The sequence below is a fragment of the Pseudomonas sp. EGD-AK9 genome (genome assembly GCF_000465935.2).
In the GTDB taxonomy this organism is placed as follows: domain Bacteria; phylum Pseudomonadota; class Gammaproteobacteria; order Pseudomonadales; family Pseudomonadaceae; genus Aquipseudomonas.
The window spans coordinates 1-18465 of record NZ_AVOF01000507.1 but is presented as its reverse complement, the minus strand read 5'-3'; the positions used below and the strand labels follow the sequence as shown (position 1 = coordinate 18465).

Below are 18465 nucleotides of genomic sequence, written 5' to 3'. Positions count from 1 at the left end.
CCGAGCACGCGGCGGCCGGTCTGCGCCTGATCGAGATCGAGCGCGATCACCTGGCCGACCTGCCGCGGGTGGTGGAGCAGCTGGCGCGCCTGCCGCAGCGTTTCGTGCTGTTCTGCGACGACCTCTCGTTCGAGGCCGGTGAGGGCGATTACCGGGTGCTCAAGAGCGTGCTCGACGGCTCGCTGGAGCGCGCGCCGGACAACGTGCTGTTGTACGCCACCTCCAACCGCCGACACCTGATGCCGGAGAAGCAGAGCGACAACGAGAACTGGCAGATGGTCGACGGCGAGCTGCACCCCAACGAGGCGGTGGAGGACAAGATCGCCCTGTCCGACCGTTTCGGCCTGTGGCTGTCGTTCTACCCCTTCAGCCAGGAACACTACCTCGACGTGGTGCGCCACTGGGTCGAGGTGCAGGCGGCGTCGGCCGGCCTGCGCTGGCAATGGAGCGAGGCGCTGGAGAAGGCCGCGATCCGCTGGGCCCTGGGTCGCGGCAACCGCAATGGCCGCTGCGCCTTTCAATTCGCCCGGCATTGGGTCGGGCTGCAACTCTTGGAGCAAGACGCATGATCGACCTTTCCCAGACCGGCTCCGGGCTGGACGGCTACCCCCTGCTGGCGGCGCAGCTCGACGCGCTGCTCGCCGGCGAACGCGACTTCATCGCCAACGCCGCGCAGTTTTCCGCCTTCCTGTTCCACGAACTGGCCGACCTGAACTGGGCCGGGTTCTACCTGGCCCAGGGCGAGCAACTGGTGCTTGGCCCCTTCCAGGGCAAGGTGGCCTGCGTGCGCATTCCCTTCGGGCGCGGCGTGTGCGGCGCGGCGGCGGCGAGCCGGCAGACCCAGCGGGTGGAGGACGTGCACGCCTTCGCCGGGCATATCGCCTGCGACAGCGCCTCCAATAGTGAGCTGGTGGTACCGCTGATCAAGGACGGCCGGCTGATCGGCGTGCTGGACCTGGACAGTCCGCTGACCGGGCGTTTCAGCGAGGTCGATCAGGCCGGCATCGAGGCGCTGGCGGCGATCTTTCTGGCGGCGACAGATTGTTGAGTCGCCAGGCAGCCCCGGATTGCATCCGGGTTACGGAATATTAAGTCGGATAGTGGACTAGGGTGGACAACGCGCAGCTTGTCCACCGATCAACGCGCGCCGATCTTCTCCAGGGTGCGCAACTCGCGCGGCAGCAGCTGCTGCACCGAGGCGCGCGCCGTGATCCGGGCGTAATGTGCGGCCAGGTGCGGCCAGCGCGCCGCATCCAGCGTCTCGCCGCCGTGCTGCATATTGATCAGCTGGCAGGTGAGGGCGAGGTCGGCCATCGACAGGCGCTCGCCGACCAGGTACTCGGCGTCCCCCAGCACGCCCTCCAGATAGTCGAAATGCCCCGGCAGTTTCTCCAGCGTGGCCTGCACCTTGGCCTCATCGCAGGGCTGGCCCAGGCTGGGTTTCAGCGTGCGGTTGCGAAACACGCCGAAGGTGCACAGCGGAGCGAGTTCGTAGTCGGCGTACTTTTCCAGCCAGCGCACCTGGGCGCGCTGCGCCGCGCCTTCGCCGTACAGGGCCAGGCGTTCGGGGTAGCGCTCCTCCAGGTACTGGCAGATGACGCTGGAGTCGGCCAGGGTCAGGTCGCCGTCGCGAAACGCCGGGATGCGCCCCAGTGGATTGAGCTCGCGGTACCAGTCGGGCTGGCCGAACGGGGTGACCACCTCCAGCTGGTAGTCCAGGCCCTTTTCCAGCAGGCACAGGCAGAGTTTGCGGACGAAGGGGGAGAGCGGCGCCCCGTAGACGGTCAGACTCATCGGAACTCCTTATGGGGGTACGGCGGATCGCTTGGCAGACGCTAGTCGTAGATATTCTTCTTCTTCCAGTCGTCGTCATCCAGGCTCTTCAGACCTTCGGTCAGCTCGCTGGGCGCATCGGCCGAGGGCTGCACCTTGTCCAGCACCAGGGCGTTGGCGCTCGCCAGTTGCTGCTCGAAGTGCTTGAGCTGGGTCTGGTACAGCGCCGGTTCCGGTTGTTTGCGCAGGTACTGCACGCCGCGCTCGAAGGCCAGGCGCGCCTGGCCCGGCTGGTTCTGTTGCAGGGCCTGCTGGCCGAGGTTGCCGAAGAACTCGATATGCAGCTGCACCAGCATCTGGCGGATCTGCTGGAGCCAGTGCTTGCCTTCATTGGCCGGCAGCAGACCGATCTGCGCCGAGCCGGTGATCAGGGCGTGCAGGTTTTCCAGAAGGTAACGCACGTCCTTGGCCTTGGCTTCGTTGAGGATGGGTTGCGGGGCGTTGTTCACCGGGATCGACTCGCCCCGGGCCACCAGCGCCTTGAGTTCGTCGATGCGACCCTTGAGGCCGGCGTTGCCCTTGTCCAGCGGCAGCAGGCGCTCGCTCAGTTGCAGTTGCAGGCGGCTGAGCAGCAGTTTCAGCGCTGCGCTCATCAACTGGCCGGGCATCTTTTCCGAGACGTCCAGGCAGCGGCGGATACGGTCGTTGAGATCGGCTTTCTGCCGGGCTTTTTCCAGCTTGCTGTTCTCGACCATGTGATTGACGTAGGCGATCACGATCAGCAGCGCGATGCCTCCGACTATCAGCAGGGTAATCACGAGTGGGGACACTGCTTGAACCTCTCGAGTGCTGGTTTTTCGTCCGAGTGTAGTGGCTTGGCTGCAAGGCTCCTAGTGCCACGTCAATTTATGGCCTGAAGTCGTTGATTTTGAAAAATTTTTAGAGAGAGGTTGACGACCTCATAAAGCCTCCCTAGAATGCGCGCCACTTCCAGCGCAATGCTCGAAACAGAGCGAGGGAAGCCGGAAAAGCTGTTGTAAGTTCCGGGCTGCGTCCCCTTCGTCTAGTGGCCTAGGACACCGCCCTTTCACGGCGGTAACAGGGGTTCGAGTCCCCTAGGGGACGCCACTTTCCACGGGGAAGTGGGTTGTACATGCGGGAATAGCTCAGTTGGTAGAGCACGACCTTGCCAAGGTCGGGGTCGCGAGTTCGAGTCTCGTTTCCCGCTCCAAATTATGATCTACAGACGTCCACTGAAGTCTGTAAGTCATTGAAAAAAGAGCCGTAAGGCTCTTTTTTCGTTCCAGCGAAATCTACTGGAATCCGTCCCCAGCCAGGGCTTTTAAGTCCATTTTTAAGTCCATCTTTGCGGGGGACGCGCTTTCCGGATTGTTGCTGGAGGAGTGCGGTCTGCGAGACAAGCATCTAGCCCTGACCCATGTTCAGGAGCTATACCATGGCGCTCACAGACGTCGCTGTCCGGCAGGCCCGGGCGACTGGCAAAGACTATACCCTCCCTGACTTCGATGGCCTTTCCCTGGCGGTATCCGCCCCGGGCGGCAAGTCCTGGCATTTCAGATACTACTGGGCCTCCAAACAGAAGCGGATGTCCCTGGGCACCTACCCGGAGGTCAGTCTCCGGGACGCGCGAGCGCTGCGCGATGAGGCCCGCGCGCTGTTGGCGAAAGGCATCAATCCAAAGATCGATCGCAAGCAGAAGCTCCGGGCTGTCCGGTTGGCGACGGAGAACAGCTTCAAGGCGGTGTATCTGCAGTGGCTTGAGCACCGCAAGCTGGAACTCAAGGAGGGGCGGCAGAGCACGCTCTCGCAGAGCCAGCGCATCTTCGATAAAGACGTGCTGCCTGCCTTGGGCGGCATGTCCATCTATGACGTCCGTCGTCCCGATCTATTGGCAGTGCTTGCTCGCATCGAGCAGCGTAGGGCATTCACGACTGCGGAGAAGGTGCGCGCCTGGTTCAGGCAGTTGTTCCGCTTTGCCATGGTGAAAGTTGAGGGGCTGGAGAGCAATCCCGCATCGGATCTGGATGTGGTGGCTGTTCCCAAGCCGCCGGTGGTCAATAATCCCTTCCTGCGGCTGCATGAGCTACCTGATCTGTTGAGCAAGCTAAGTCGTTATGGAGGCATGATGACCACGCAACTCGGTATTCGTCTGTTGTTGCTGACGGGGGTGCGTACTGGCGAACTGCGTTTGGCGACCCCGGATCAGTTCGATCTTGAGCACGGTCTGTGGATCATTCCTCCTGAAGTGGTCAAGCAACTGCAGGACGGCATGCGCAAGCGTGGAAAGCGGCCGCAAGACATTCCACCCTATATTGTGCCTCTGTCGATCCAAGCCATCGAGATCGTTCGCTATCTGCTGGAGCAGGTCAAGCCGGCACAACGTTACCTGCTGGCGCACCGCAGCGACCTCAAGAAGCGTATCAGCGAGAACACGCTAAATGCAGCGCTCAAGCGCATAGGCTACAAGGATTTGCTCACCGGCCATGGCATCCGGGGCACGCTCTCCACGGCGCTCAACGAGATCGGCTACCCCAAGATTTGGGTGGATGCTCAGCTTTCTCACGCAGATCCGAACAAAATCAGCGCCACCTACAATCATGCTCAGTATGTGGAGCCTCGGCGGGCTATGGTGCAGGACTGGGCCGATCGGCTCGATCTGCTGGAGCAGGGCAAGGTGAGCGCCGCCAGTGGGCAGCTAGCCATTCGTATTGATGGTATGCAGGTGCAGGTCGAAAGTGTAGATGCTTATTTCGGCTCATCGTGATGATCGTTTCAGTAGATCGTGACAAAGTTCTTGAGCTCAACGTAGCCGATGTCACCTTGGTCGACCAGCTGCTGCACGGTGCGGAAAACGTAGTGTGCGCCGACGCGGGCTATACCGGCGTCGAGAAGCGCCCCGAGCATGAGGGCCGTCAAGTGATCTGGCAGGTGGCGGCGCGCCGCAGCACCTACAAGAAACTCGATAAGTGCAGCGCGCTGTACAAAGCCAAGCGCAAGATCGAGAGGGCCAAGGCCCAAGTGCGCGCCAAGGTCGAGCATCCGTTCCGGGTGATCAAGCGCCAGTTCGGTTATGTGAAGGCGCGCTTCCGTTGCCTGGCCAAGAACACGGCACAACTGGTGACGCTGTTCGCGCTGTCAAATCTGTGGATGGCGCGCAGACATTTACTAATAAATGCAGGAGAGGTACGCCCGTAATATGGGTAATAGCCGCCGCGAGGTGCTCGCGGCGGCTAGAAACACAGAAATTAGCGGGTTATCTGATCGATTTGGATCGATTTACCGCTTTCAAAATCAGCGGAGGCTGAAGTCGGCCAGAAATGCAGGGCTACTTCAGAGGATCCTTAAGCGCATTGATACCACCCGTAATAAACAAGGTCATCTTCTCAACAAGATCGTCGTCCGACTCTGCATGGACGTCTCCGTCAGTAAGCTCGCCAATGCGATCAACACCTCTTAACATATAAAGTATCATCGAAACCATAAACACCGCCCCCCAGCTGACAGCAATTCTATGTTCCTCCCCCTCACAAACGATCATTTTCTGAATGAAATCTTTCAGTTCTTGATCGTACAGTTCTTTTCTTAAGGGTACAGCAACCTCATCGGGCTCGCTCGACAGGCGAGACTGCAGCCGCGCGAAATGCATCCAGGTTCGCCCGCCCTCTCTGTGTTTGAACTGAGGCTGAAGATATGCCCGAACAACATCGGAGAGCTTATGACTGTCGCCTTTTTCCTTCAGATCCTTAAGATATTCTTGGCGACTCTCCACAACATCCGCTAATCCTCGCCGATATACTTCTATAAAAAGATTCTGCTTCGTCCCATAGTAGTAAGTTATCAGCGCCTGGGTTACGCCCGCGCTTTGAGCTATTTGCTTAAGAGTGGTTCCTAGAAACCCCTGTTTGGCGAAAATTTTCTCAGCCTCATTTAAGATCAAATCTTTGTTTTCAACCTCTCCGAGCTCTGAAAAACGGCGCCTGCCGAGCCGGCGTCCTGGCTTCCGATCTTGACCCACTTCAGAACCTGACATGATGCCCCCAATTGAAACTATCCCACTAAACTCCATATCATACCTGCCCAACTCCTACGATTGAATAATTTCTCTGCGGACATCATGAGGGAGGGACGCAAAGCGCGCTGATGCTGTAGACAAACCTGCCTGCCACCCGATTCGCAGGCTGATGATCTCCCCAGGTCATGCAATCGCATGGGAGGCACGGGGCGATGCCTCGGTTCAAGGCCGTTCACAAGGGACTCAAGCTCCTACCCATCGACCTCGAGCAATTGCCGACCGGCACCTTCGAGCGCACCCCATGCTTTCTGGTCGATCACGAACTGGATCTTTTCGACTTCCACCCGCGCAACCGCTACAGCATCGAAGGTGCGCCGACCTCGGATCCTGCAGTGCTACTGAAGATCACCTTGCTCGCCTACAGTCGCGGCATCATCAGCAGCAGTAGTCAGGCGGAGGCACCCTGCCGCAAGCATGTGCCGCTCATGGCAATCTCCGGCGACAGCCGGCCGTACTTCACCACCCTGCGCAGTTTGTCTCCAGCATGGGGCGACCTGAGCGCCAAGCTGTCCGCCTAGGGGCTGTTGCCGCTTTGCGCTAACTAATTGATCTATAAGAGCAATCTAGTATCGTTGAACCACGCAGGCCTTCAGTAAGGCTCGCAGCAAGCTCAAACCCGAGCTCTTCGAACGCCTCAACCAAACCCCTTCAGCAACAGATCGATAGCTTCGGGCCGCGCCAGACATGGCGCGGGCTACGGGTGTGCGCCTTGGATGGCTCCACTGTCCATTTGCCCCTGGAGCCGGCCATGGGCCGCTTCTTTGGTCTGCACGGCGAGCAGTCTACGGCCCGACTGTCCGCGCTCCATGACGTAATGGACGGTCAACCATGCACAGCTTGATCGTGTCCCCCTAGTGCCGCCCGGACTTTCGCTTTGACGAATCCAATCAGGCGACAGCTATCCTGACACCGGGGGGGGGGGTGGCGCGTTCTGTAAAGTGAAATGGCGGCTTATGTCAAGCCATATGGCGTTAGGGTCTATAGTCTGAAAAGGCAAGACAAACAAAACACAACAAAAATAAGGAATAGTGCAATGACTGTTATTTCAAACAACCATCAGCAGTTGTCTTTCATCCAAAAGCTCGGCGTTCGGAGGAAGTTATGTCTTCTCGCGCTGATCTCTTTCTCCTCCTCCCCGCTGTTTGCGGCGGAGCCTAAAGTCGCCTTTCATCTCAATCCTGAATTTGAGCAGCAATACGTTTTTTCGATCGGGGTCAAGGCGGGCGGTTTCCTGCATATCGGTGGTGTTACCTCCGTCGATAAGGATGGGAATGAAGCGCATGCTGGTGATGCTAACAAGCAGATGCAGCTCATCTATGAGCGTATGGCAGCTATCCTTACCGCTCACGGCGCGGATTTCAGCAATGTCGTAAGCGAGACCATTTACTACAATACGGATAACGAGACCTACCTCAAAGCGCTAGATGTTAGGGCTGCTGCATACCGTGGTGTGGTAGCGCCCAGTGCATCCGGTGTGAGAGTGGCGGATTTCCCCAGTGATAAAACTCTTATCGAAATAACAGCTGTGGCATATCTGGGGGAATGACCACCCGATCGCTAGGTTTGGTTAGATAAGTCTTAGGCAGGCAATGCAAAGGGTGGCAGTGATATGAGCGAGAAGTCGAATAAAGGTCTTAGTCGTAGAAAATTTATCGGTGGGGCTGTGGTTGCTACAGCTGGTGCCGCAGGGCTTGGAGCCGTTGGGGTGGCGACTGCCTCTGGGAAAGCTCTCCCCAAGGGGGCGACGGGTTTTGATTACGATGTCATCGTGGTCGGCGGAGGTTTTGCTGGCGCGACTGCTACCCGAGAGTGCGGTCTACAGGGTTACCGAACTCTTCTGCTAGAGGCGCGATCGCGCTTGGGTGGTCGTACGTTTACTTCGCGCTTCGCTGGTCAGGAAATCGAGTTTGGCGGAGCATGGGTGCACTGGCTGCAACCACATGTTTGGGCGGAGATGCAGCGTTACGGTTTAGGTGTTGTAGAGGATCCCCTAACGAATCTAGACAAGACTTTGTTGATGTATAACGACGGCAGCGTCGAAGAGCTTTCACCCGAGGAGTTCGGCGATAACATTAGAATAGCTTTTGAGAAACTGTGCCACGATGTCTGGGAAGTGTTTCCGCGGCCTCACGAGCCGATGTTCACCGAGCGCGCCCGCGAACTGGACAAGCTGTCCGTTTTGGATCGAATCAAAGATTTAGGTCTGAGCCGGGCCCAGCGGGCAGAGCTCAATAGCTACATGGCGCTGTATGGAGGGGAAACAACAGACAAGTTCGGTCTTGCCGGCATGCTAAAGTTATTTGCCTGCGGCGGATGGAATTATAACGCCTTCGCGGATACGGAGACTCACTATCGGATTGAGGGAGGCACTATAGGCTTGATTAAAGCCATGTTGGCCGACAGTGGTGCTGAGGTTAGGGTGGGGGTGCCGGTGACTACTGTGGAGCAAATATCTGGCGGTGTGCGGATCAAGACTGACGACGGCGAAATTATCACGGCTGGCACGGTTATCATGACTGTGCCTCTCAATACCTATCGGCAGATCGAATTTACTCCAGCCCTGTCGAAGGGTAAGCAGCGATTCATTGAAGAAGGGCAGCTCAGTAAGGGTGCCAAGCTCTATGTGCATGTCAAACAGAATCTGGGGCGGGTTTTCGCTTTCGCGGATGAAGAGCAACCTCTGAACTGGGTGCAGACCCACGACTACAGCGATGAGTTGGGGACGATACTGTCGATTACCATCGCCCGTAAAGAAACCATCGATGTGAATGATGTCGAGGTGGTGACCAGGGAAGTCCAAAAAATGTTCCCGGGAGTCGAGGTTCTTGGTACGGCAGCCTATGACTGGACAGCGGACCCTTTTTCGCTAGGTGCCTGGGCGGCCTACGGGGTAGGTCAATTGAGCCGACTGGAAGATTTGCAGCACCCTGAGGGCCGGATTCTGTTTGCGGGTGCAGAGACCAGCAATGGTTGGCACGCAAATATAGACGGTGCAGTGGAGAGTGGGCTGCGGGCTGGTCGCGAAGCGAAAAAACTGCTGGGTTAACGTCGAGCCTGATCACTGGGCGGTTGAGGAAAGAAGATGAAACAAGGGTTTCAAGTTGTGACGGGGTGTCTGGGGGCATTAGCTCTTGTAGTGATGTCTACTGCCGCTGTGGGCGGTGAGAGCTGCGATCCGGAAAATGGTAGAAAGGTTTTTCAGACCTGCGCTGTGTGTCACTCCAATGATAACAGTGGCAATCATGGCGCTGCAGCACCCAATCTATACGGTGTGCTCGGTCGGGAGGTTGGGGCGGTGCCTGGCTTTAAATTTTCCTCTGCAATGCGCGAATCCGGCGACACATGGACCTCAGAGCATCTCGATGCGTTCCTGGAAAACCCCATGGCGGTTTATCCGCTTACACGCATGGCCTTTTCGGGCCTGAAAAATGATAAAGACCGTCGTGACGTGATTTGTGTGTTGGGCAAGTCTTCCGGCTGACAGCGTCTGAAAGAATAGAAAAGAGGTAAGGGCAGCATGACTAATGATAGAGATGAAAGTAGCAAAGGCGGAGTATCCCGACGCAAATTTCTCGGAGGTGCCGTTGTAGGTGTTGCTGCGGCTGCGAGCGTAGGTTCCCACGTCCTGACTCATTCTGACTCCGCACAGGCGACGGAAAAAGGATGCAGTACGCCGCTGCGGGCCGGCGTCGATTACGATGCCATCGTAATTGGCGGCGGGTTTGCGGGAGTCACTGCTGCGAGGGAATTGAGCCGGTCTGGCTTGAAAACAGTGATACTGGAAGGCAGAAGCCGTCTGGGGGGGCGCACCTTTACGTCTAAACTCGATGGTGGAAAGGTGGAGTTGGGAGGCACCTGGGTTCATTGGACGCAGCCCAATGTCTGGACCGAAATTATGCACTATGGTCTGGAAGTCGAGGAAACTGAGGGTCTAGCCAATCCCGAGACTGTGATTTGGGTGACCGAGAATCAGGTCAAGCGAGCGCCAGCTGCAGAAGCTTTTGAAATATTCGGTGCCGCCTGTAACGAGTACTACAAGGAAGCGCAGAGTATTTACCCGCGCCCCTTTGATCCCTTTTTTGCAGAAAAGACGCTGCGGCAAATGGACGGGCTGTCCGCTGCGGAATATTTGGAAAAATTATCCCTGAGCCAAGAGCAGAAAGACATGATGGATTCCTGGCTCAGTGGCAATGGTCACAACTATCCTGAGACGATCGCTTATAGCGAAATCATGCGCTGGTTCGCGCTCAGCAATTTCAACATGCCCACAATGTTCGATGCGATCGCTAGGTACAAGATAAAGTCCGGTACGCGGAGCCTGCTGGATGCCATGATTGCCGATAGCAATTCGGAGGTTCGGCTTTCGACTCCGGTGATCAAGGTGAAGCAAGAGCGGGACAAGGTCGCGGTCACAACCGAGGATGGTGTAATTACGGCGTCAGCGGTTGTAGTGGCAGTCCCCATGAATACCTTGCGTGATATCGAGTATACGCCGCGTCTGTCCGCGGCTAAATTGGATATCTCCGCACAGGGTCATGCAGGTGTGGGGGTCAAGGGTTACATTCGAGTCAAGCAAAATATCGGCAATATCATGACCTATGCGCCTGCCAGAAACGATCTCACGCCTTTTACATCTGTATTCACTGATCGCGTGGATGAGAATGGCACATTGCTCATTGGATTTGCCCCCGATCCAAAGCTGATCGATATCAACGATAACAAGGCGGTCGAGCAGGCTCTGCAACCACTACTTCCGGGTGTGGAGGTCACGTCCAGTTATGGCTACGATTGGAATCTCGATCCTTTTTCAAAGGGAACTTGGTGCACATACCGTCCAGGGCAGACCACTCGCTATCTGACCGAGTTGCAGAAAAGCGAGGGGAGACTCTTCTTCACGGGCTCAGATATGGCCAATGGTTGGCGTGGTTTTATTGATGGTGCGATCGAAAGCGGCAGAGAGGTTGGATACCAGGTAGCTAACTATCTCAAGGGTGATGACGGTAATGCGTGATTATCGGAAGTTCTATATTGACGGCGAGTGGGTGATGCCGAAGGGCGTTCGTGAGCTTGAGGTCATCAACCCCGCCACGGAAGATGTAGTAGGTTTAATTTCGCTGGGAACCGCGGATCATGTTGACCTGGCGGTGCAGGCTGCGCGGCGTGCATTTAACGGCTGGTCCCGCACCAGTAGAGAACAACGCGTGGAATTGCTGGAGCGAGTGTGCAGGTTGTTTGAATCCAAACTTGAGGATATCGCCAGGGCTATTACCGAGGAAATGGGGGCTCCACTGGATCAGCTGTCCCGGCCGCTACAAGCACCGGCTGGTCTGGGGCAGTTTCTCACTGCAACTTCGGTGTTGCGCGATTACAATTTTGAAGAGTGCTTGGGAACAACGCGTGTAGTGCGTGAATCCGCTGGCGTTTGCGGTTTGATTACCCCTTGGAATTGGCCTATTAACCAGGTCGCAGCCAAAGTGGCTCCGGCGCTGGCAGCCGGTTGTACCATGGTATTGAAACCCAGTGAAATTGCGCCATTCTCAGCCTATTTACTTGCTAAGGTTTTGGATGAAGCCGGGGTTCCACCGGGCGTTTTTAACCTGGTCAATGGTGATGGTTCCGGGGTGGGCGCTCCTTTGGTTGCTCATCCGGATGTGGACTTGGTTTCGTTTACCGGCTCCACTCATGCAGGGACGCTCGTTTCCAAGGCCGCGGCAGAGTCAGTCAAGCGAGTCGCGTTAGAGTTGGGAGGAAAGTCTGCCAATATCATCCTCGATGATGCTGACTTGGATGCTGCAGTGGCGCATGGTGTGCGTACGATGATGCTAAATGCGGGACAGAATTGTAACGCTCCCTCGCGTATGTTGGTCCCCATGTCAAGGCTGCAGGAAGTCGAACGACTGGCAGAGAAATTTTGTGCGGAGATCGTGGTTGGAGATCCCATGGATGAGGCCACAAGTCTAGGGCCTTTGGCAAGTGCTATGCAGTTTGAAAAAGTGCAGGAGTGCATCCGGCAGGGCATGGCCGAGGGTGCGAAACTGGTTTGCGGGGGAGAGGGGCGTCCGGACGGTATCAAGTTCGGTTATTTTTCACGGCCTACGGTTTTCAGCGAGGTCAAAAATCACATGTCGATCGCGCGCGAAGAGATCTTCGGGCCGGTTCTCTGCATTATTCCGTATAGCGATGAAGAAGAGGCAATCAGCATTGCGAACGACAGCTGTTACGGCCTCTCTGGATACGTCAGTTCGGGTGATTTAGATCGCGCTCGAGAAGTAGGGAAACGGCTTCGAACCGGCGGCGTGCATCTTAATTGCGCAGCGCTCGATCTCACCGCGCCGTTCGGCGGATATAAGCAGTCTGGCAACGGTCGGGAATGGGGTAAGTACGGATTTGAGGAGTTTTTGGAGGTCAAGTCGATGATGGGCTACGAGACTTCCTGAGTCACGGAGCGGCATTATATTTTGGAGAGTTTAGTGGTTTTATCTAGGCGCTAATTCAGATCGATTCTCTTGCTGTGTATTGACTGATATAGCGGTAATTACAGAATGGCCGAGTTAAAGATCGGGTGATATAGCTTATTGCCTGAGTGCTATTGCTTATATCTTGATTTCTTTGGGGGCATCAAATGAATAAAAATACCTCCCCACGTAGATTGATGGCGAAGGTTGCGTTGGTATTGATGCCAGCGAGTTTTAGCTATGCAAGTGACCAATCCGATTCCGCTGGATTTGTTAACGACAGTCACCTTAGCCTCTTGTCCCGCAACTACTATTGGCACCAAACGGGTGATTTGGGCGCGCAACGTGATTGGACGCAGGGTGAAATGCTTGATTTCACATCTGGGTTTACTCAGGGCATACTTGGGTTCGGCATCGACGCTTTTGCTTACGGTGCCGTAAAACTCGATGGGAGTAGCAATCGTACGGGTTCCATTACTCTCCCTTTTCGAGACGACGGCCGGCCAGCAGATAGTTATGGCAAAGCGGGTGGAAGCATCAAGGCTCGTCTCTCTAATACAACGCTTAGATATGGAGATCTCCAGCCACAGGTACCTGTGTTCGCTACCGGTAGATTTTACCAGCTAAATCAGACCGCAGTTGGCTGGATGCTCGATAGCAGCGATGTCGAGGGTGCTACGCTCTCGGCGGGACATTTCACTTCGGGCACAGGCTACATATCTACTAACCGAGATGGTGAGTTAGGTCTGGCTTTCGCGGGCGTCAGTACCTCTCAGGTGGATTATGTCGGAGGTACATACGCGCTTAGCAATCAGATGTCTGTATCGCTTTACGGTGCTCGATATAAAGACCTAATGGATCAGTATTACACGAACCTCAACTACGCTCTCTCCTTGTCCGAGTCCCAGTCATTGAGCCTCGACTTCAATCTGTATCGCAGTCTCGATTCAGGGCAGGCAGATGCAGGTAGCATCAATGTCACCGCAGCATCGTTTTCAGCTGCTTTTGCGGCGGGGCCTCATACCTTTGCTGTGGCACTTCAGCGTAATGATGGCGATCAGCCCCATGATTACGCCGCGATAGGGAGCACTCGCCCGGGGGTGGCGGCGGGCGTGTACAGTGATGGTCTCTACCTAGCAAATGCCGCTGAACTTTCAGACTTTAACGCTCCAAATGAGCAGTCGGTTCAGGTGCGCTACGAATTGGACATGCTGTCTTTTGGGGTGCCGGGCTTGACTTTGATGGCTAAGCATATACGGGGGTATGACATCGACGGCAGTCACGTTGGTTCAGATTCAGCTTATTTCGGATTGTATGGAAAATCGGAAAAAGAATGGGAAACCAATTTGAGCGCTCAGTATGTGGTACAGTCCGGGCCAGCCAAAGAACTCTCTACTAAGTTTATTCAGTCATGGCATTCCGGTGACGATAGCACTGGTGGAGATATCACCCAGACTCGATTGATTATCTCCTACCCGCTCCAAATTTTTTGAATGCGAGAAATTAGGAGGTATGAGGCGGGAGAGTGTTCGTTGCCTAGTTATATGAACTGAGATAACGATTCCAGGAGTCGAGGTGTCTCGCTATCGTCGACTCCTGGAAGGAGCTGTTCTTGCTTGTCCCGAAGTGTTTCACCTTGTGCGCGTACCGAGGTCGTCCGATTTTTGTGCAACTGACCATTATCCATACTGTTGCTTCAAGCCTGAGGCGTCATGATCTGCTTCGCCTGTTGCAATAGCTAATTCAATTTCAGATGGAGCTTTGTGAGAAGTCCGGGCTATGCGAAGCGCATGAATCAATGAATGGATGATACCTTCACTCTGCTGGCCGAAGCTAGCAAGGGCACCGAGGCAGATAGCTCCCAAGTGGTCAGCCCGACCATTTGGGCCTGAACAAGATCCTCGAAAAGGTCAACGAGGATACATCCTGGCCGCCATGGGCGTCGCTGCCAGCGGCGATATCATATAAAACCACCGATCTGTGGTTCACACTTTAGTGAGGCTGGTCGCTCTGGATCAGCACCACGCAGGCAGTTTGGGCGAACTGGGTCAGCGTTTGGTCTTTCTGGGCATGTGGCAAAAGCCGCACGCCTGCAATTCTGATAGATAACTTGGGAGTATTGCAGCATGGGTTTTGGTGGAATAAGCGTCTGGCAGTTATTGATCGTTCTGCTCATCGTGGTCATGCTTTTCGGCACCAAGCGCCTTAAGGGTCTGGGCTCGGATCTGGGGGGGGCGATAAAGGGCTTTCGCAAATCGATGGGCACCGACGAGGAGAGGCGTGATATTGAAGAAAAGCAGAGCTACACCATCGATGTCGAGGGGCGCAAGGTTGAAGAATCAGTGAAGAAGAGCTAAGGCACCATGTTCGATATCGGCTTTACCGAACTCATACTGATCGGCGTGGTCGCACTATTAGTACTTGGTCCTGAACGCTTACCCAGTGCAGTACGCACTGCGGGCCTTTGGATCGGACAGGCCAGGCGCAGCTTTGCCAACATCAGATCCGAGGTCGAGCGCGAGATAGGTGCCGACGAGATTCGGCGTCAGTTGCACAACAATCCCATCCTAGACCTCGAGAGGGAAATGAAGCAAAGCATCATGCCCAGCTCGCCCACTGGCAACGAGCCCTTGCAATCGGCCACGCCACAGCCGAATGTCGGCGATCTCGATGTATTACATCCTAACGAGGCGAAGCCTGCCGATATGGCCTCCGCGGTCCACTTGGGAAAACGCCTGAACCATGAGTAATAACTTCATTGACTATCAGGAAATGCCGCTGGTTGCCCACCTGACTGAACTTCGCAAGCGTCTGCTGTGCTGCGTGATGGTTATCCTGTTGCTGTTTGGTGGTTTGTTCTACTTTTCCCAGCAGATCTATACGTTAGTTGCCGCACCGCTAAGGGCCTATCTGCCCGTAGGTGCAACCATGATCGCCACGGGGGTGGCCTCGCCCTTCCTGACGCCTTTCAAGCTGACGATGATGTTGGCGCTGCTCTTGTCGATGCCGGTGATCCTGCATCAGATCTGGAGTTTCATCGCTCCCGGCCTGTACAAGCATGAGAAGAGCGTTGCGATACCCTTACTGATTTCTAGCATTTTCCTCTTTTACAGCGGTATAGGCTTCGCCTACTTCGTTGTCTTTCCAATCATGTTCGGCTTCTTTGCTAGCGTGACGCCTGAAGGCGTGGCAATGATGACCGACATTGGCCAGTACCTGGATTTTGTGCTGACGCTGTTCTTTGCCTTTGGCGCGGCCTTTGAGATTCCTGTGGCAACTTTCCTGCTGATCTGGGTGGGTATCGTTGATGTCGCCACCTTACGCAATAGTCGCCCCTACGTCATTGTCGGTTGTTTCGTGATCGGCATGGTGTTGACCCCGCCGGATGTGTTCTCCCAAACCTTGCTCGCCCTGCCGATGTGGATACTGTTCGAGGTTGGTCTGATGTTCGGCAGCATGGTCAAGAAAAGCGAAGAGGAGTTCCACGGTGACGCCAGCGAGGGCGAGCCCCAGGCTGGCGATCAGTCGCCTGCCTCGCGACCGTGTCCGGATTTCGGTGAACGTGACCGAGCGTTTCGCTAATACGTGACCGGTGCTTCCACCCCGGTTGCGCGGGTTCTGGATTGTAATCGCATCGGTCACGATGCGGCTTGTTCCTCGGCTTTTTTCCGGCGCAGTGACTCGCCCTTCATCGTCAACCGGTAGGCGTTGTGCACCAGGCGGTTACGGATGTTCTGGGCCGAGTATGTCCAGGCCTGGCAGACCAGTGGGCAGAGTCAGGTCGCTTACTGCCAGCAGCATGAGCTCAAACCCAGGGCGCTCGCCTACTGGATCAGGCACCACAAACAGTCCGCCAGTCCGCTACCCCTGGTGCCGTTGGCGGTGCAGGGGCCATCCGCTGTCGGGGAGCTGCTGCTGCAACATGCCAGTGGCTGGCAGTTCAGGCCATCCCTAATGCAGCTCTTCCTTGTAGGTATCCCGATATTGTTTGGGCGTCAGGCCGGTCCAACGCCGAAACGCCCGACTGAATGCGCTAAGCTGAGAGTAACCCAGCTCCGAGGCTATATCCGTGAGTGACCTATCGCTTTTTCTAAGCTGAATGACCGCTGCTTGGTGACGGACATGGTCGACAAGGTGCAGGAAATCAATGCCCTCTTGGTTACAGCGGCGCTGCAGGGTGCGTTCACTCATATACATGGCGCTGGCCACCTGAGCCAGTGTTGGCACACCTTCCGTCAGCTTACGTGCCACGATATAAGATATCTTGTCGATCACACTACACTCTACCCGCCGCTCCTCCAGTCGTTCGCTCAGATATCGCAACGAGAGCGCGTACAATCTGGGGTCGGCATCAACCATGGGTATCGCCAAGACCGAACGACTGAACATAATGGTGTTGATAGGTTGTTTGAACTTCGGAACCACGCCAAAAAAATCCCGATACTCCTGTATCGCTCCAGGCGCGGCGTGTTCGAACTGAACCAGTCTCGCCTTGATATCTGCACCCGTTGCTTCACGGAGCATGGAGATAATTGCTGCGAGGGAAAACTCGGAATCTTGCCGTCGATGCTCAATAGAGGAAATACTAAGGCGATAACTGAGACCGATAGCGTCTTCTGTTACAACTACTTTTTCTTCAACTGCCTGGGAAAAAACATTGATAAAATTAGCCATAATATTCAGTGCGGCCTCCACGCTTGGAGCATTGCGCACAGCATGACCGAAAACACCCCAGTTACGTGATTTCAGTTTCATGGCCATGTGTATGCCAACCAGTCCATCATCCTCTTTGGAAATCAACTCCAGCAGCTCGACAAACTTTCTGTCCGGAATTTCTGCGTCGGGGTCTTTTAGCACGGCCTTATCAATACCAATCCGCTCAAGATAAGGCTCTACAAGCGCTCGAAACGGACTGAGGACTGTCTCTGCAATTTGGGTCGTATCACTTCCGCTCACTTCGCCGTTCCCGTTAATACATTGCCAAAAATCCGAGAAGCCGCCGCAAACGATCTCCCGATCATCACCAGTACGAAATTTTGCCCCTCGACCCGCAAGTCTCGGGATGCGGCCCAATGCACCGAAAGCACTTACGTTAATCTGTCGCTATGGCCTTTTCCCCGACATTTTCACCTGCTAGGCACGGTAAGTAACTGGGCGAGGGGCAGCCCCGCGCCAGGAAAGCGACGTGGAACTGCACGCTGGACATGGAACGAACCCCGTGAACGGAGATGGCTACTATTTTGCATGCACATCAGCGTGCTTGAAGGCCTTTAGGAAAATCTTATATGAACGCCTCCCGGAGCTCAATCGACACAAGCGCCGCAGCCTGCGCTGACTGGCTCCACCGTATGAGGAGAGCGTGCCATCGCTGTTCGTCCACTGGCATGTCTTTGGAAGTGTAAATCTGTGCTGCGATGAAAAGAGCCAAGTGCAGGCTTTGGAGCGAACCCAGCCGGGACGCCACTGGGTATCGGCCACATCCGCACGCAAACCCATGACTATGTCCGGTATGGCACGCTCACGCTGTTTGCCGCCCTGGGCTATGCGCAAGGCCGGTTGATCAGCAGTCTCGAAACGCAGCACCGGCATCAGGAGTGGCTGGCGTTTCTGGAGAAGATCAACCACGAAACGCCCAAGAATCTGCAGTTGCACTTGATCGTGGACAGTTACGCCACGCACAAGCATCCAACCCTGAAGGCGTGGCCCGAATGACACAAGCGCTTTCATTGCGCCTCGTTCCGACCAGTTCCTGGCTGAATCTGGTGGAGCGCATCTTCCGCGGCATCACCCTCTACCTACGCGAGGGCAGCTAGCTTCAGCGCGACCAGTGAGCTGGCCAGCGCCATCACCACCTTTCTGGCCCTGCGAAATGCCCACCCTACCCGTTACGTCTGGCACGCAATGGGTGAGGTGCGGACATTCCGCACAAGATCCAGCGCTGCTGCGGTCGGCCTGCTGCCGAGGGGAGGGGGCCATACGATCTGAAGAAGACATCCTGATTTTGGCAAAATTCCCGGATTCCACCCGCCGAGCTTTCCGATGAAGCAGATGACCTTCGCTGGCGCCGAGTACGCCGACAGGCAGGTCTAAGCAGATCCGCGAGGAGCTGTTCCTGATCGAGATGAATCAGGTGGTGCCGTGGAG

16 protein-coding genes, 2 tRNA genes and 6 pseudogenes are annotated in these 18465 nt (G+C 55.8%); 19 read left to right on the top strand and 5 right to left on the bottom strand.

Annotated features, from left to right (window positions below):
- On the top strand, positions 1 to 569 hold a 569-nt coding region (locus tag N878_RS19705), incomplete at its 5' end, for an ATP-binding protein (RefSeq protein ID WP_021445277.1).
- Positions 566 to 1048: a GAF domain-containing protein gene (locus N878_RS19700; protein WP_021445276.1), complete on the top strand. Its 483-nt coding sequence runs from the start codon at positions 566 to 568 to the stop codon at positions 1046 to 1048. The genes N878_RS19705 and N878_RS19700, both read left to right, overlap by 4 nt.
- Before the next feature lie 89 nt (positions 1049 to 1137).
- Here N878_RS19700 and N878_RS19695 read toward each other — a convergent pair whose 3' ends face one another.
- Positions 1138 to 1794 carry a glutathione S-transferase family protein gene (locus N878_RS19695; protein WP_021445275.1) on the bottom strand — a complete coding sequence of 219 codons (657 nt, stop codon included), beginning with the start codon at positions 1792 to 1794 and terminating at the stop codon, positions 1138 to 1140.
- 41 nt (positions 1795 to 1835) lie between these two features.
- Entirely contained in the window at positions 1836 to 2603 is a 768-nt protein-coding gene (locus N878_RS19690) for a hypothetical protein (RefSeq protein ID WP_031303554.1), read from the bottom strand.
- 222 nt (positions 2604 to 2825) lie between these two features.
- Here N878_RS19690 and N878_RS19685 point away from each other — a divergent pair.
- From N878_RS19685 to N878_RS19670, 4 genes and pseudogenes are all read left to right on the top strand, one after another.
- A tRNA-Glu gene (locus N878_RS19685) sits at positions 2826 to 2901 on the top strand.
- A gap of 27 nt (positions 2902 to 2928) precedes the next feature.
- Positions 2929 to 3004: transfer RNA gene (locus N878_RS19680), tRNA-Gly, on the top strand.
- A gap of 225 nt (positions 3005 to 3229) precedes the next feature.
- Positions 3230 to 4513 (top strand): annotated as a pseudogene (locus N878_RS19675) (tyrosine-type recombinase/integrase); the annotation flags it as partial.
- An 83-nt stretch (positions 4514 to 4596) separates the two neighbouring features.
- Positions 4597 to 4989 (top strand): annotated as a pseudogene (locus N878_RS19670) (IS5/IS1182 family transposase); the annotation flags it as partial.
- A 130-nt stretch (positions 4990 to 5119) separates the two neighbouring features.
- Here N878_RS19670 and N878_RS27015 read toward each other — a convergent pair.
- Positions 5120 to 5824, bottom strand: coding sequence for a TetR/AcrR family transcriptional regulator (locus tag N878_RS27015; RefSeq protein WP_177342913.1), 705 nt, complete (start codon positions 5822 to 5824; stop codon positions 5120 to 5122).
- Positions 5825 to 6018: 194 nt separating this feature from the next.
- Here N878_RS27015 and N878_RS19660 point away from each other — a divergent pair, with 194 nt between their 5' ends.
- From N878_RS19660 to tatC, 11 genes and pseudogenes are all read left to right on the top strand, one after another.
- Entirely contained in the window at positions 6019 to 6384 is a 366-nt protein-coding gene (locus tag N878_RS19660) for a transposase (RefSeq protein ID WP_021445268.1), read from the top strand.
- Between the two features lie 41 nt (positions 6385 to 6425).
- Positions 6426 to 6692, top strand: a pseudogene (locus N878_RS27010) (IS4 family transposase); the annotation flags it as partial.
- A gap of 207 nt (positions 6693 to 6899) precedes the next feature.
- A complete protein-coding gene (locus tag N878_RS19655; RefSeq protein WP_021445267.1) occupies positions 6900 to 7412 on the top strand; it encodes a RidA family protein in 513 nt (170 codons plus the stop codon).
- A gap of 63 nt (positions 7413 to 7475) precedes the next feature.
- Entirely contained in the window at positions 7476 to 8912 is a 1437-nt protein-coding gene (locus tag N878_RS19650) for an NAD(P)/FAD-dependent oxidoreductase (RefSeq protein ID WP_082457896.1), read from the top strand.
- A 36-nt stretch (positions 8913 to 8948) separates the two neighbouring features.
- Positions 8949 to 9347 carry a cytochrome c family protein gene (locus N878_RS27005; protein WP_082457895.1) on the top strand — a complete coding sequence of 133 codons (399 nt, stop codon included), beginning with the start codon at positions 8949 to 8951 and terminating at the stop codon, positions 9345 to 9347.
- Between the two features lie 36 nt (positions 9348 to 9383).
- Positions 9384 to 10877, top strand: a complete 1494-nt coding sequence (locus N878_RS19640; RefSeq protein WP_031303544.1) for an NAD(P)/FAD-dependent oxidoreductase — start codon at positions 9384 to 9386, stop codon at positions 10875 to 10877.
- Positions 10870 to 12303 carry an aldehyde dehydrogenase family protein gene (locus tag N878_RS19635; RefSeq protein ID WP_031303543.1) on the top strand — a complete coding sequence of 478 codons (1434 nt, stop codon included), beginning with the start codon at positions 10870 to 10872 and terminating at the stop codon, positions 12301 to 12303. The genes N878_RS19640 and N878_RS19635 overlap by 8 nt, the downstream gene beginning before the upstream one ends.
- 185 nt (positions 12304 to 12488) lie before the next feature.
- Positions 12489 to 13814, top strand: coding sequence for an OprD family outer membrane porin (locus N878_RS27000; RefSeq protein WP_082457894.1), 1326 nt, complete (start codon positions 12489 to 12491; stop codon positions 13812 to 13814).
- Positions 13815 to 14447: 633 nt separating this feature from the next.
- Complete coding sequence (tatA, locus tag N878_RS19630) at positions 14448 to 14678, top strand: twin-arginine translocase TatA/TatE family subunit (RefSeq protein WP_021445262.1); 231 nt, start codon at positions 14448 to 14450, stop codon at positions 14676 to 14678.
- A 6-nt stretch (positions 14679 to 14684) separates the two neighbouring features.
- Positions 14685 to 15071, top strand: a complete 387-nt coding sequence (gene tatB / locus N878_RS19625; RefSeq protein ID WP_021445261.1) for a Sec-independent protein translocase protein TatB — start codon at positions 14685 to 14687, stop codon at positions 15069 to 15071.
- Entirely contained in the window at positions 15064 to 15903 is an 840-nt protein-coding gene (gene tatC, locus N878_RS19620; protein ID WP_021445260.1) for a twin-arginine translocase subunit TatC, read from the top strand. Before tatB ends, tatC begins: the two co-directional genes overlap by 8 nt.
- 56 nt (positions 15904 to 15959) lie before the next feature.
- On the opposite strand, the pseudogene N878_RS29360 reads toward tatC, so the two are convergent.
- Positions 15960 to 16052: pseudogene (locus N878_RS29360) on the bottom strand (AAA family ATPase); the annotation flags it as partial.
- 220 nt (positions 16053 to 16272) lie between these two features.
- Complete coding sequence (locus tag N878_RS19615; protein WP_156350901.1) at positions 16273 to 17277, bottom strand: AraC family transcriptional regulator; 1005 nt, start codon at positions 17275 to 17277, stop codon at positions 16273 to 16275.
- A 364-nt stretch (positions 17278 to 17641) separates the two neighbouring features.
- Here N878_RS19615 and N878_RS19610 point away from each other — a divergent pair.
- Positions 17642 to 18306, top strand: a pseudogene (locus N878_RS19610) (IS630 family transposase); the annotation flags it as partial.
- A gap of 54 nt (positions 18307 to 18360) precedes the next feature.
- Positions 18361 to 18465, top strand: a pseudogene (locus tag N878_RS28500) (IS5/IS1182 family transposase); the annotation flags it as partial.